The organism is Mucilaginibacter tolerans (genome assembly GCF_030519375.1).
Classification (GTDB): Bacteria; Bacteroidota; Bacteroidia; order Sphingobacteriales; family Sphingobacteriaceae; genus Mucilaginibacter.
The window spans coordinates 1-14,259 of sequence record NZ_JAUMKB010000007.1 but is presented as its reverse complement, the minus strand read 5'-3'; the positions used below and the strand labels follow the sequence as shown (position 1 = coordinate 14,259).

Genomic DNA, 14,259 nt, shown 5'->3' with positions numbered 1-14,259 from the left:
AAGCCGAAATTCGAAATCAGGTTTTCTCCCCAAACGACAAATCTCCTGCATCCCCCAACCCCGGAACGATATAAGCTTTTGAAGTCATTTCTTCGTCAATAGCGCCTAACCATAAATGTGCCTTTGGCAGATTTGCCCGGACATGCTCTACCCCTTCGGTGCTGGCAATCACGGAAGCTATGTGCAGTTCTTTGATATTATATTGAGCAATAAGTTCTTTGCATACCAGCACCATGCTTTGTCCTGTTGCGAGCATAGTATCGCAGATTATCACAATTTTGCCCTCCAGATCGGGGGCCGAGATATGATCGATATTGATTACAAAAGCGCCTGTTTTCTTCACCTTTCTGTAAGCTGTTATAAATGCTGATGGCGATTTATCAAAAAAGTTCATAAAGCCCTGGTGAAAAGGCAGACCTGCCCGTAAAATAGTACCAAGCACAGGGTAGCTCTCAGGCACCTCAACCGAAGCTATGCCTAAGGGCGTTTGCACCTCAACAGAAACATATTTCAGCTTTTTACTGATCTCATAGGCCAGTATCTCGCCCATCCGCTCCTGGTTTTTACGAAAACGCAGGCGATCCTGCTGGGTAACAGCGTCCCGCATTTCGGCTAAAAATTGATTGCCTATCGTGTTGGTTTTGTTGAGTACAAAGAGCATAGATTAGAGATTGGTGATCAGAGATTAGTTGGTCTGGCAATTATAGCCAAATGCTTGCTTAAATTTATTAATCTTTATCTACTTCTACTACTACAATAAATAAATGCAATTCATGTTTTAATTCATTTAAATTTTAAGTTTTGATAATTAATTATCTTTTCAAAATCCTGTTGACATAAGGCTGTCATCCGCGCATGATAGTTTTGAGTAAACATTCAAAACTATGAAAACGCTTAAGGGATTATTAAACGACTTGCTGGCTGTGAGGCTGCCGATGTTTTACACGCAAACCATACACACTATTATTCGTATTTTTGTGATCATCTATGGATTTTAAATTAACCTCTCAATACCAGCCCACCGGAGATCAGCCCGAAGCCATCAGGCAATTGGTAGAAGGTGTAAATAATAATGACCCTTTTCAGACCCTTCTTGGTGTCACCGGATCGGGAAAGACATTTACGATTGCGAATGTAATTGCACAAACACAAAGGCCCACCCTCATCCTGAGCCACAATAAGACTCTGGCGGCCCAGCTTTATGGCGAGTTCAAGCAGTTCTTCCCCGAAAATGCGGTGAACTACTTTGTGTCTTACTACGATTATTATCAGCCGGAAGCATTTATACCAACGACAAATACCTATATAGAAAAAGACCTGCAGATAAATGAGGAGATCGAAAAACTTCGTTTGCGCACGACTTCGTCTTTAATGTCGGGCCGCAGAGACGTGATTGTAGTATCGTCTATTTCCTGCATATATGGTATGGGTAACCCGGATGACTTTAAAGATTCGGTCTTCAAATTCGCTGTAGGCACCCGCATAAGCCGCAATGCATTTTTACACCGTCTGGTGGAAATACTATATGCCCGCACCACCGCTGATTTTAAGCGCGGCACTTTTAGAGTAAAGGGTGACGTGGTGGACATTTACCCGGCCTATCTGGATTATGCTTACCGCGTATCCTTTTTTGGCGATGATATTGAAGAGCTAAGTTCTTTTGATCCATCGACCGGAAAAACGCTGGAGAAGATGACGCACATGATTCTTTTCCCGGCCAATCTGTATGTGGCCCCCCGCGAACGTTTTACCCAATCTATCTGGGCGATACAGGAGGAGCTGGAAGTACGCAAACAACAGTTTATTGATGAGAAGCGCTTCCTTGAGGCAAAACGGCTGGAAGAAAGGGTAAATTATGACCTGGAAATGATTCGTGAATTAGGCTATTGCTCAGGTATTGAGAATTATTCACGATTCTTTGATGGACGTAAGCCGGGTGCACGGCCATTCTGTTTGCTGGATTATTTCCCGGATGATTATCTAATGGTGATTGACGAAAGCCACGTGACCGTACCCCAGATCAGGGCCATGTATGGCGGCGACCGCTCCCGCAAAATATCATTGGTTGAATATGGTTTCCGTTTGCCGGCGGCTTTGGATAACCGTCCGCTCAACTTCCAGGAATTTGAAGGCCTGGCTCCGCAAACTGTTTATGTAAGTGCTACTCCGGGTGATTTTGAGCTTGAAAAATCAGGTGGGGTGGTAGTTGAACAGGTGATTCGTCCTACTGGCTTGCTTGACCCGGTGATCGATGTGCGCCCGGTAATCAATCAAGTAGACGACTTGCTGGAAGAGGTAGATAAAACGGTAAAAATGGGCGACCGCGTTTTGGTAACTACCCTTACCAAACGTATGGCCGAAGAATTAGCTAAATATATGGACCGTCTTGGTATCAAATGCCGTTATATCCACAGCGAGGTAAAAACCTTACAGCGGGTAGAAATATTAAGGGGCCTGCGTTTGGGAGAGTTTGACGTACTGATTGGTATCAACCTGCTGCGCGAGGGATTAGACTTGCCGGAAGTATCTTTGGTAGCTATACTGGATGCTGATAAAGAAGGCTTCCTGCGTTCGGAGCGTTCATTGATACAAACTATCGGTCGTGCTGCGCGTAATGACCGCGGGCGGGTGATCATGTATGCTGATAAGATTACCGATTCGATGCAGATCACCATGGATGAGACCAACCGTCGCCGTGAAAAACAGATCAGCTATAATACAGAACACGGCATTACCCCTAAAACAGTAGGTAAATCCAGGGAGTCTATTTTAGAGCAAACGTCGGTAATGGATTTTGTAGGAGGGGTACAAAAAGCCTATGTGGAGGCAGACAGCGTATCATTGGCCGCCGACCCTATTGTTCAATACATGACCAAACCCGATCTGAAAAAAGCAATTGAAAATACTAAAAAGGAAATGGTTGCAGCAGCAAAAGACATGGACTTCCTACTGGCGGCTAAACTCCGCGATGAGATGTTCGCGCTGGAGAAAATGATGGAAGAGCGGTTTTGATACCGATATGATGACTTTTTGATGATGTAACAATTATTTTCCGGGAACGTCATAAAATAAAAACACATTTACAGATAAATCAGTAATATGTCATAAGTATGATGATTTATTATACCAAAACATTTTATTCGTTAATAACTTATATTTGTAGTTTCAAAATTCTAGTTCCATGTATTTCATACGCTTCCTGCTAATAGCCATATTGGTTTTATATATCATACGCAGTCTTGTTCGTATCTTGTTGCCCATGCTGTTTCAGAGCCTGGTAAATAAGGCACAACAACAAGGCCAGCAGCAACAACAATATCGTCGTCCGCAAAATCCGCCTGAAGGAAAAGTCAAAGTGGATTATATCCCGCAGAACAAACAACAAGTCCCTGATTCGGAAGGCGACTTTGTAGATTTTGAAGAAATAAAATGAGGGATCCTAACCAGCCGCCCACCGTATTTAAACGCAGGCATTTCGGTACACCTGCATCATTTACTATTATCACAACCAATTATATAATAGTAGCGGTTGGTTTGGCGATTTGTACGTCCAATCACCATATTCATTGGTTCTTTTGGGTAATATTCGGTTTACTGGCTGTGTACAATGCCTATAGCCTTTACAAAAACTGGGAAGAATACGATAAAGTCTCGCTCGCTGCTTATATTATCGGAGCAGCCGGCCTGCCGTTATTATTTCTGATGTTCTAAGGACATACCTTTCCTGCCAAATTAATAATAATTCCTTTTGTCAGTCAAATTTCTATTTTTGGGGATTGTATTATCATATTCAAAAAACTTAAATGAATAACTGGTTCAAGAAAAATGGCGTCCACTTTGCCGTCATTGGGATTTTTTTAGCAATCTGCTTCTTTTATTTTTCACCAGCGTTCCAAGGTAAGACATTGGGCCAACGGGACGTGACGGGCGCTCAATCCACCCAAAAAGAAATAAATGATTACCGGGCAAGGGATACCACTATTTTATGGACTAACCAAATATTCGGTGGTATGCCTGCCTACCAAATATGGGCTCCATACCCAGATAACATCACTAGCCATGTAGTTAATCTACTGGTTAAAGCGTTCCCTAACCCATTGTACACTATATTTTTGTTATTATTTGGCACCTATTTTCTATTTTGCGTACTAAATCTTAATCCATGGCTTGCGGCTGCGGGTGCTGTGGCGTTCACTTTTTCGTCCTATAATATTATATTATTAGCAGCGGGGCATAGTAATCAGGCATTCGCTATATCATTCTTTGCACCGATACTCGCGGGTATGATACTCGCTTTTAGGGGAAAATACTGGCTTGGCGCGTCATTGACTACACTTTTCTTAGCAATGGAAATACGGGCTAACCACATCCAAATGACATACTACCTGCTTTTGATCATCCTGATATGGGTAGGTATTGAATTGTATCATGCTATCAAAAATAAAACTACAGCTCTCTTTATTAAGTCGTTAGCCTATATCGGTGGAGCTACATTGCTTGCTTTAGCCATCAATGCTTCATTGCTCTGGAGTACCTACGAATATGGCAAGGACAGTACCCGCGGGCAATCAAACCTAACACAGCATACCAGTGAGCCAAGTAATGGCTTGTCCAAACAATATGCCTACGAGTATAGCCAAACTTTTGGCGAAAACTTAACTTTTTTAGTTCCTAATGCCTACGGGGGCGATACAGGCCTCTCATCAATGGATGTGCCAAATTCAAATTTTTATAAGGAATTAGTTAGCGGGTTAGGTGCTCTCGGCGTTCCTCAGGATCAGTATGATAATGCGATAAATCAAATTGCTGGCACAGGATTGTTTAATACTTATTGGGGTGATAAGCCCCTGACCAGCGGACCGCATTATTTTGGTGCGGTGGTCTGTTTCCTGTTTATTTTCGGCTTATTTATTGTAAGAAGTCGCATTAAATGGTGGTTGCTGGCCTCTGTGATATTAACCATGTTCCTGTCCATAGGAAGCTCGTTTCCGTACGTATCCGATTTCTTCTTCAACTATTTCCCTTTATACAACAAATTCAGATCTATCGAATCAATCTTGGCTGTAACGGGTCTTTGCGTTCCAATGCTGGCTATCCTCGCTATCAAGGAAACGACTGCTATCACTAATAAATCTTTATTGGTGAAGAAGTTATTATATACGCTATATATAACAGGCGGATTATGCTTGTTATTATGGATATACCCGCAGTTGCTTTTGAGTTTCAAGCCAAGCAATCAATCGCTTTATACTAACCAGCTCACCCAAATGTTCAAAGGGAACAGTGCAGTTGCTACAGGTATTATGAATGGGTTGGCAAAGGACAGGGAAAGCCTTGAACGCGCCGATGCCCTCCGTTCGCTTATATTTATAATAGTCACTTTCGGTATTTTGTGGCTGTTTATCAAACAAAAGATCAATACCACGGTACTGTCGATACTCTTTTTTGCCGTTATCCTGGTTGATCTCTGGCAGATAGACAGACGTTACTTGCGTGATGAAAGCTTTGAAGAAAGGGAAGAGACCACAGCGCCTAAGCCTCGGGAGGTGGACACATTTATTCAGCGCGATACCGATCCGGACTTTAGGGTTGTAGATTTGACCCAGGGCCTGCAAATGGCGAAGCAGGACATGATGACCCCGTTCTTCCATAAATCAATTTGGGGTTACTCGGCTGCAAGGATGAAACGTTTTGATGAACTTATTGATAATCAGTTTTCAAAAACTGTCAACCATAATGTGCTGGATATGCTGAATACCAAATACATTATATTCTCAGATCCGAAGACCAACAACCTAAGCATGCAACGTAATGAAACAGCATGTGGCCATGCCTGGTTTGTGAAAAGCATTAAGTATGCTAAGGATGCTGACCAAGAAATGCAGACCATCACTGCCTTTGCCCCAAAAGATGAGGCTATTGTTGACCAACGCTACAAGAGCGTTATTGATGAAAAAGCAATAGGCTTTGACCCTAGTGGGACTATAAAGTTGGTTAAATACTCACCTGACGATATGGTGTACCAAAGCGGAAGCACTACACCTTCGGTTGCTGTATTTTCAGAGATATATTACGATAAAGGCTGGAAAATGTATATCGACGGGAAAGAATCACCTTATTTCCGTGCAGATTACGTATTGCGCGCCGCACAAATCCCTGTTGGGAATCATAAGATCGAATTTATCTTCCACCCTGCATCATACTACACGGGAGAGAAAATATCACTGGCAGGTTCTATTTTGTTAGTGCTGGCATTGGGCGGAGCGATTTATACCGGTGTCAGGAGAAAGTCGGAAGACGAGAAAAAAGCTGCGTAAAAGTAGTTTATTACATAAAAAAGCGGTGAGTGTAAAATCCACCGCTTTTTTTATTAGCCTTTTTGTCGTTGCGAGAAGCGGATATGGCGGGAATAGTGGCGCGGAGAAGCGATCGCTCGAAATGACATAATCTACAATTAATCGTTTGTCCTCTTATGTTTTAACCAATATTTGCCCAGGTTAAAAGCAATCACGAAATGATAGAATATAGTTAGAAGCGGTCCGTAGTAATGGGACATGATGGCAAAACGTTCTACCAGGCTTTGTCGGTGCCGCTTTTTAGACATTCCACCTACCAGGTATTTAGCCACATAACCGTCTACTTTGGCGATCTTTCTCGCTTTTTTTGCTGCGCGGATGATCCAGTCGATGTCAGCGCTCAGATGATAGCGCATACTGTATCTTTCTGTCAGCGACCGTTTGATATAAATAGCCTGGTGACTCACACTCATTCCATATTTGAAGCTTCGCCAGGTAAATTTCTCAGGTACTTTATGACGACGCTGGCCCAGACTTCTGCCATTATCATCGATCATCTCCGTTTCGCCATAGTAGATATCAGCATCGTCTGTGGTTGCGAAAACCTTTTCTACAGTATCGTCGGAGTAGATTTCATCACCCGAGTTCATGAACAGGACATAATCGCCGGTAGACATGTTTAGGCCTTTGTTCATGGCATCGTAAATTCCATTATCCTTTTCGCTGACCAGCTTAATACGGTCTCGGTATTTGCGGATAATATCTAATGTACCATCGTTTGAAAGACCATCAATAACGATATATTCGATGTTAGTGTATGTCTGTTTCAAAACCGAAAGCATCGTCCGCTCAATGTCCCTGACATTATTAAACACAACGGTGATGACACTTAACTTCGGTTGAAACATAGATTGCTAATTGGATGCTTTTATCAGCTGTTTATATAAATCAATATGCTTTTGCGCGATGATCGCCTCAGAAAATTTATCCATCACTGTTTGCCGTGCATTTTTATTTAATTGTCCCCTGTCGGGATGATTGATCATCCATTCCATTCCATCGGCAAATCTTTCGGCCGAGCGGTAAGTCGCAAGGTAACCGTTCTTTTCATGTGTTACCATATCAGGAATGCCCCCCGTCGTGAAGGCGATCACCGGCGTACCACAGGACAGGCTTTCCATTACAGTATAGGGTAAATTATCTTCCAGGGATGGCATTAAAAATGCATCTGCTGCCGCGTAGCAAAGCGCCAAATGTTCATCATTGCTTATCTTACCCAAAAATGTTGTTTTGAACGGAAAATCAGGTAAATTTTTATCGTCCCTATTTCCAAATACTACCAGCTCCGCCTGATCGGCCTTTTCACCCAATCTTGCCTTTAATAATTCCAGGCTTTCCAGCAGGTAGCTTGTTCCCTTGTGCATATCCTTACGTGAAGGCATAAATCCGCTTAGCAAAATAAATTTATCTTCAGGCAAGCCTGCTTTTCTTTTGGCCGCTGTTTTATCCTGTGGTTTAAATTTGTCGGTTTCCAGTGTATTTGGAATCTGGCTGACCGATCTATCTTTCAGCAAACTGCTCCGGACAACCGAGACCTGCATCCAGCTGCTTGGGGCGATGATATTAAAACCCAACTTTTGATAAGCGCTATTTTTTTGTTTCCAGATGCGATTGGAATAATCATCAGGTGAGGTATTTTTTAATAAAGGGCAATCGCCACATTTGCGCTCAAAATGATCGCAGGTGTAACGTACATGGCAGCCCCCGGTAAAAGCATTGCTATCATGGAAGGTCCATACCACTGGTTTGTTAAGCTTTGCTATTTCCGCTATGTGCCTGGGGTTTAAAAATCCATGATTTACCCAATGCAGGTGGATAATATCCGCATTTTTCACATCCGGGTGATGGATCACTGAGCGCCCGAACCAGGTAAATGAAAAAGGTGTTTTTATGACCTTCAGATAGCGCTTCGCCCATACTCTTTCCAGCAGAATAGTAGCCGCTGTCCAGGCTTTTTGCATCAAATTCGTATTAAAGTCACCTATCTCCGGATTTTTTCCGAATTTGTAGTGTACAATAATTTTAGAATCAATATTTTGGCTTAATAGTGCACGGTTAAGTCGCATACAGGCCCGTCCTGCGCCTCCGTTACCATCGTAAGTGTTTAGATGCACTACTTTTAGCATGCTTCAAAAATACATTATTTAAATACCTGTTAAAGCTTTTGACCGTTATTTGGGAAAAAGTGTTTTTTTTGCAATCCTAATGGAGAACGAACTCACCGACAAAGCATTTTGGGCCAATTACTGGGAATCAAAAAAAGATTTGGCTTTTACAGTCCCCTCTAATCATACCTTCCACAAACTTTTAAAACAAATTGCGGACGAAAACAAACCTTTATCAGCAATTGAGTTGGGTGGCTTCCCAGGGTATTATGCCATTTTTCTGAAAAAATATTTTGGCTTAGAAACTACCTTATTTGACTTTTATGTTCATGGACCAACCTTAAAAAAAGTACTTACCGCTAATAATCTTACAGAAAATGATGTTGACGTAATAGAAGGCGATTTGTTTAATTATCAGCCAAAAAAACAGTACGACCTGGTGCTTTCTTGCGGTCTGATTGAGCATTTTCATGATACAAAAGATGTCATTGCCCATCATTTATTATTCCTGAAACCGGGCGGCACCCTATTCATTACACTGCCCAATTTTACTGGCATCAACGGTTGGGTGCAGCGTAGGTATGATATGGATAATTACGAAAAGCACAACATCAATAGTATGAATCCTGAAATGCTGGCTGAATACTGCGGCAAGTTAGGGCTCAAAAAAGTAGAGGCCCGATATTACGGCAAATTCTCCATCTGGCTCGAAAACCGGGATCAGCAAAGCGTAATGACCAGGTTATTTATTAAGGTGCTATGGCTTGCCGGGAAAATAGCCACTAAGATCGTTCCGATCGAAAGCAAGTCGCTCTCGCCTTACATTGTAGTCAAAGGAACCAGGTAATTATTTTTTTACCGGGTACCGGCTCTGCAATTTCTGAATAAAGCGCAAGCCCCTTTGCAGTAAATTTCCTTTACGATTTTTGAGGAAGTGTTTGATCACCTGGTAAACTTCCGGGTTCTCTTTTATTACCTCCGGGAATTTTGTGATGGGCGTTCGAGCTATCTGAACCTGATAAGTAGTTTCCGCATTGGAATGGGTACCACTGCCGTCATGCCCTATATTATTGATAAGCGACTGTGTTGGATTTAGTGTTAAGCCATCCTTGAGAAAAATCGATGCATACCAGCGTATGGCCCATGAGTTGTTTTTGCCGGCCTTGAATTCGCGCATCTGCTTCCAGAAATTCATGGTGCCTTCTATTGAAAACCGCAGAATGCTGGGTTTGCTGAATTGCTCTGTCAGCGTATCAATATCAGGTTCAAAATGCTTCCAGGCGCGTGCCCAGGTTGCCCATCCCCAACTGGTTGCGGCGCGGTAAAAAAAAGTTTCAGGCAAATCTTTTTCTTTCAAATCGTACATATATGCGCCGATGTGCATCACCTTATCCTCGTCAGCATACCGTTTAAGTGCTTCGTTAAAATACTGCAATGTATAAGGCGATGACAGCAGGTCATCCTCAAAAACAATTACTTTGTCGTATTCATTTACCAGTTTGGTTACCCCGCTGATAATGGAATTAGCTAAACCGAGGTTTTCTTTTCTGGCGATCACTTTTACCGATTTGAAGCCTGTTACCTCTTTAGCAAGTTGACGCACTTCATCCACTTTTGCCTTATCGGCATCAGTTGCTGGTCCATCGGAAAAAATGAATAAACGCGACTCTTCCGCCAGCAGATTTTTTTGCAAATAACTAATGGTGCGGCGCGTATGTTCAGGCCGGTTATAAACAAATAAGGCGATGGGCGCAAGGTTCTGCATTGTGACGAATTAGAATATTTCTACCTGGTGACCTGCTTTTTTGCAAAGCACAGTGTAAGCATTTGCGAGTTTTTCGCTTGCTTTTTTACCAAACAGGTTTGCCAATCTCTTCTTTACTATATATTCCGAATTGATCTTCAAATCGGTAACGAAGTTCTTTGGCTTCTTTTGGTTAATATAAGTATTAAATTTAGTCACCTCAGGCTCAATCATCGACGCCAGGTCGGCTTCTATTTCAAACCCTTCGGTCTTCAGCAAATAACGTAGCGATGTAGGGGTATATACATTAATATGCCCATAGGCCAGGAAATGTTTTATCCGGTTATCTACACCTGCTTTATAATCGCGAGGCACTTCAATAACAAAATATTTAGCCACCCGTTTTAATTCACGTAACAATAATCGCTCGTGTTCTACATGCTCCAATACGTGTGATAAAATAATCAGATCAAAGCTATCGTCGGCATAAGGCAAATGATACCCATCAAAGACCTGTACTGATTTGAGATTAGCAATATTCCGGATCTTGATGTGTTCAACGCCGCTCTCCGATATTTCTACCGCGTGATATTCTGGCGCAAAATTCTGATCGGCTAATATTTTCAATATACTTCCGTCACCAGCCCCAACTTCCAATACATTTTTGAAAGAATGTCCTTTACAAACATCAAGAATATGCTGCGCCTTATATTTAGCGCCCAGCATGCGCCAGGCTTCATCGTGCTTTTGATAGAACTCGTCGTATGCTGCTTTAATGTTATCGCTTATGATCTCTGCTGCCATAATCAGATCCCCAAACAATTATCATCCTTATAAAACACCGAAGTTGATTTAAGATAAAATAAACCCGGCGATATCCCGCTAAATGGAATATGTTTAAAACCATTTTTCACTAAAAAGTCGATTGCAGGTTTATAATTCTCTCTTTCAGAGTCATCCAATACGATAACCCCATTTGGCGATAAAGCATCAACCGCGCGTGTGGCACAATTCACTCTGTCACGTCCATCCACTATGATGATGTCAAATTTTTCAGCAAGTTTAACCGGCATATTAGAATAGTCGCCGCCACGTATTAACTCGCTAAAGATCATCTCCGAGTTTTCAGGCTTTTTGCTTACTATTTTATCATACCACCCTTTATCATGTTCTACAGAAACGACAATGCCGGCATATTTCGCGTAAAAGAACGTAGAATTGCCCGAACCGAATTCAAAAATAGCGTGTTGCTTATTCAGTCTTCCTCTTATAAAATCTATAAAGGAATAAGTTACCCAAGGAATAGGATCGCCAAACTCGTCCACCGGCGACCTGGTATCAAATGCTTTGAACCAACCAATATCCTTCAGATATCCTTTATGATTAAATGACAATAACGCTTTTAGTCGTTTAGGCTGAGTTAGAAGCTGCAGCAATGATGAAATTTTGCTCAATGTTTACTAATTTTTTGAAACAACGAAATTAAAAATAATGACTTTAACATCATCAACCCCTGGCCGGTAACTTTCGGTATCGCCAGCATAAAAAATGTGGCACTGGCATATGCAGCTAGTGTAGCTATTGCTGCACCCATCATTCCCATTTTTGGTATCAATACCAAGTTAAGACCTATATTCACTATCGCGCCAAAACCGGTGCGTATAAATGTCAGCTTGTTTAAGTTTTCAGCGATCAAATATTGCCCGCTTGCTGCACCTAAAAACACAAACACTCCCGACCAGATATGCACTGAAAGCACCGGAGCGGCATAAGCATATTCGGGTTTAAATAATTTGTAGATCAGCGGCGATGCAAATGTAATTACTATTGCAACAGGCACACTGAGGTAAACCATCAGATCGTATAAATGTTGTATCCTTTTTTTATATCTGTCCAAGTCATCCCGTCGGGCATTTAGTATAGCCGGAAATAGCGAAGTGACGATCACCGACGGAACAAAATTCCATGCCTCACTTAGCGATGCTACAGTAGCATAGGCACCCGATTCTTTTACCCCTACCATGTTTTGGAGCATGATCTGGTCGATCTTCATATACAATGCCACCATTATGCCTGAGATAATCAATGGCCACGAATAGCCCAGCAGTTTTTTTGCTAATGTTGAATTATAGGACCAATTAAAAATGCTTCGACCCTTACGCTGATAAGTAAAATAATCGCCTGCAGAAATCAATAGGAAATCGAAAGTATAGGCATACACGAACCAAATGAGTGGCATTTGTAAAAAGATCAATCCAAGCTTAACGGCGGCCGATACCAGGTTACCGGTAATTTGCACCTGCATAATATATTTAGATTGTATCTCCGACTGGAAATAAGATTCAATGACAGTAAAGGATTGTACTATCCCTATTAGAGAAAAAATCAGTACATAATGGTACGGCGTACCTTTTGCAGGATAGATATGAAAGGCCAGCCAAATTAGAGGTACGCAACAAAGGCCCGCAAACACCTTCATCCAGAAAGATGTGCCCAATATCTGATCGCGATTTTCAGGGAAAGCGTGCAGCTCTTTAATAATGAACTGATCAAGACCAAGGGTCGCTATCGCCGAAAAAAAATAGATATAAACTGTACCGCCGGAAAGGATACCATTATTACCCCTGCCCAGGTAATTGGCTACGCTGATGCCGACGACCATCTTAATAACCAGACTCCCAACGCGGCCAATAAATAATGCACCCGTATTTTTAAAATACTTTTCGAGTGCTTCCTGATCAAATCCCGGGATACCTGGTATACGCATAGTTTAGATGGTAAAGGTATAAAAAAAGCTAAACCCGGTATTCTCCGGGTTTAGCTTTTGTGTAAAACGACAATTACCGATTAGTTAGCCGGGAAATGTAATACATCCTGTTTATCGATATACCATGGTTTGCCGTTAGGGTCAACAGATATACTGATACCTGAAATGCTTGGTACCGGGGTCCATGTTGAGCCACCCTCCAGTTTATATACAGGTGGATTATATGTAGCCAAAGTAGAATCCTTTCCTGTTACAAACACAGACCCATCCGCACCTATGCCAATGTCATTACCGTCAATTCCGTAAATTGGGTTCCACAAGTAAGTACCACCATATTGGAAAACAATATTTGATTTATTAACTACCCATGGCGTACCAGTTGGGTCAACTGCAATGTGAACACCTGCACAATCTGGCATGGTATCCCAGCCTGAGCCATTCCATTTCTGAATAATGTTTCCGCCTGTAACACTAGCAAATTGGGTTCCTATGATAAATACCGACCCATCTTTACCAATTCCTATATCGGTAGCCGTACCCGGCATTTGATCCCATGTTGTGCCATTATATCGGAATATCAGATTCGATTTGTTTACCACCCATGGCACACCTTGTGGTGAAACAGCCACCCTGACAGCCGCACAGTCGGGCAGCTTATGAAGGCCACCATTAATCCATTTATAAATACCGTAACCGCCTGTGGCAGAGACGCTATCGTTACCAACAACATATACAGTACCGTCGGCGCCTACACCAACATCAGTTGCATTTGCCTGCACTATAGTAACAACACAGGTAGCCGAAACTGGGTAGGCCTTACTTTTAACGTTAATTGTAGTGGTACCCGGCTTGTAAGCGGTTATCATGCCGGTAACATTTACAGCAGCAACGGTTGAATCGGAATAAGTCCAGATAAGATCGGAACCTGAATAGTTTTTGCAAACCAATTGTTTGGTTGTACCGGCTGCAATGGTTGCCTTGTCAAAAGTTATCTGCACCGAATGATCTGGTTCAGTTTTTACATCCTTGACGCATGATGACACCAATACACCGGTGCTTAGAAAAAGCATTGACAGAAGTAATAGTTTTTTCATATTCTTATGATAAGATTTAGATTTTGTTGTGTAAGTTAATAATAATTCCTGCCCCAAAAAAGGCAATTCCATAAAAAAGCCTCAATGTTGTTTACACTGAGGCTTTAAGTTTATTATGTCTCGTCCTAAGAAAAGTTGACTAAAATTCAGTCAACAAATGGAAACAGAGAAAATTAAATCAAAAAAGAGTGCC

At 42.0% G+C, this 14,259-nt stretch carries 13 protein-coding genes; 5 read left to right on the top strand and 8 right to left on the bottom strand.

Translation table 11 applies throughout. The annotated features are described in order from the left end of the window. Positions 1–16: 16 nt before the first annotated feature. Positions 17–661: a uracil phosphoribosyltransferase gene (upp, locus tag Q3A68_RS11350; protein ID WP_302901203.1), complete on the bottom strand. Its 645-nt coding sequence runs from the start codon at positions 659–661 to the stop codon at positions 17–19. Positions 662–987: 326 nt separating this feature from the next. Here upp and uvrB point away from each other — a divergent pair, with 326 nt between their 5' ends. From uvrB to Q3A68_RS11330, 4 genes are all read left to right on the top strand, one after another. Further along, a complete protein-coding gene (uvrB, locus tag Q3A68_RS11345) occupies positions 988–3,012 on the top strand; it encodes an excinuclease ABC subunit UvrB (RefSeq protein WP_302901202.1) in 2,025 nt (674 codons plus the stop codon). Positions 3,013–3,181: 169 nt separating this feature from the next. Continuing rightward, positions 3,182–3,433, top strand: coding sequence for a DUF4834 family protein (locus tag Q3A68_RS11340; RefSeq protein WP_302901201.1), 252 nt, complete (start codon positions 3,182–3,184; stop codon positions 3,431–3,433). After that, entirely contained in the window at positions 3,430–3,711 is a 282-nt protein-coding gene (locus Q3A68_RS11335; RefSeq protein ID WP_302901200.1) for a hypothetical protein, read from the top strand. Before Q3A68_RS11340 ends, Q3A68_RS11335 begins: the two co-directional genes overlap by 4 nt. Before the next feature lie 92 nt (positions 3,712–3,803). Next, positions 3,804–6,317: a YfhO family protein gene (locus Q3A68_RS11330; RefSeq protein ID WP_302901199.1), complete on the top strand. Its 2,514-nt coding sequence runs from the start codon at positions 3,804–3,806 to the stop codon at positions 6,315–6,317. 137 nt (positions 6,318–6,454) lie between these two features. Here Q3A68_RS11330 and Q3A68_RS11325 read toward each other — a convergent pair whose 3' ends face one another. Together Q3A68_RS11325 and Q3A68_RS11320 are read right to left on the bottom strand one after the other, a co-directional pair. After that, positions 6,455–7,204 carry a glycosyltransferase family 2 protein gene (locus tag Q3A68_RS11325; RefSeq protein WP_302901198.1) on the bottom strand — a complete coding sequence of 250 codons (750 nt, stop codon included), beginning with the start codon at positions 7,202–7,204 and terminating at the stop codon, positions 6,455–6,457. A gap of 6 nt (positions 7,205–7,210) precedes the next feature. After that, positions 7,211–8,482, bottom strand: coding sequence for a glycosyltransferase (locus tag Q3A68_RS11320; protein ID WP_302901197.1), 1,272 nt, complete (start codon positions 8,480–8,482; stop codon positions 7,211–7,213). Positions 8,483–8,561: 79 nt separating this feature from the next. On the opposite strand from Q3A68_RS11320, the gene Q3A68_RS11315 reads away from it, so the two are divergent. Further along, positions 8,562–9,308 (top strand): class I SAM-dependent methyltransferase, encoded by a 747-nt coding sequence (locus tag Q3A68_RS11315; protein ID WP_302901196.1) that lies wholly within the window; start codon positions 8,562–8,564, stop codon positions 9,306–9,308. Here Q3A68_RS11315 and Q3A68_RS11310 read toward each other — a convergent pair whose 3' ends face one another. The 5 genes from Q3A68_RS11310 to Q3A68_RS11290 all read right to left on the bottom strand — a co-directional run bounded on the left by Q3A68_RS11310 (position 9,309) and on the right by Q3A68_RS11290 (position 14,066). Further along, positions 9,309–10,226, bottom strand: coding sequence for a glycosyltransferase (locus Q3A68_RS11310; RefSeq protein WP_302901195.1), 918 nt, complete (start codon positions 10,224–10,226; stop codon positions 9,309–9,311). Positions 10,227–10,235: 9 nt separating this feature from the next. Continuing rightward, entirely contained in the window at positions 10,236–11,009 is a 774-nt protein-coding gene (locus Q3A68_RS11305) for a class I SAM-dependent methyltransferase (protein WP_302901194.1), read from the bottom strand. A gap of 2 nt (positions 11,010–11,011) precedes the next feature. Further along, complete coding sequence (locus Q3A68_RS11300) at positions 11,012–11,659, bottom strand: class I SAM-dependent methyltransferase (protein ID WP_302901193.1); 648 nt, start codon at positions 11,657–11,659, stop codon at positions 11,012–11,014. Next, positions 11,656–12,972 carry a flippase gene (locus Q3A68_RS11295; protein WP_302901192.1) on the bottom strand — a complete coding sequence of 439 codons (1,317 nt, stop codon included), beginning with the start codon at positions 12,970–12,972 and terminating at the stop codon, positions 11,656–11,658. The genes Q3A68_RS11300 and Q3A68_RS11295 overlap by 4 nt, the downstream gene beginning before the upstream one ends. 80 nt (positions 12,973–13,052) lie before the next feature. Further along, a complete protein-coding gene (locus Q3A68_RS11290; RefSeq protein ID WP_302901191.1) occupies positions 13,053–14,066 on the bottom strand; it encodes a tectonin domain-containing protein in 1,014 nt (337 codons plus the stop codon). Positions 14,067–14,259: the final 193 nt, after the last annotated feature.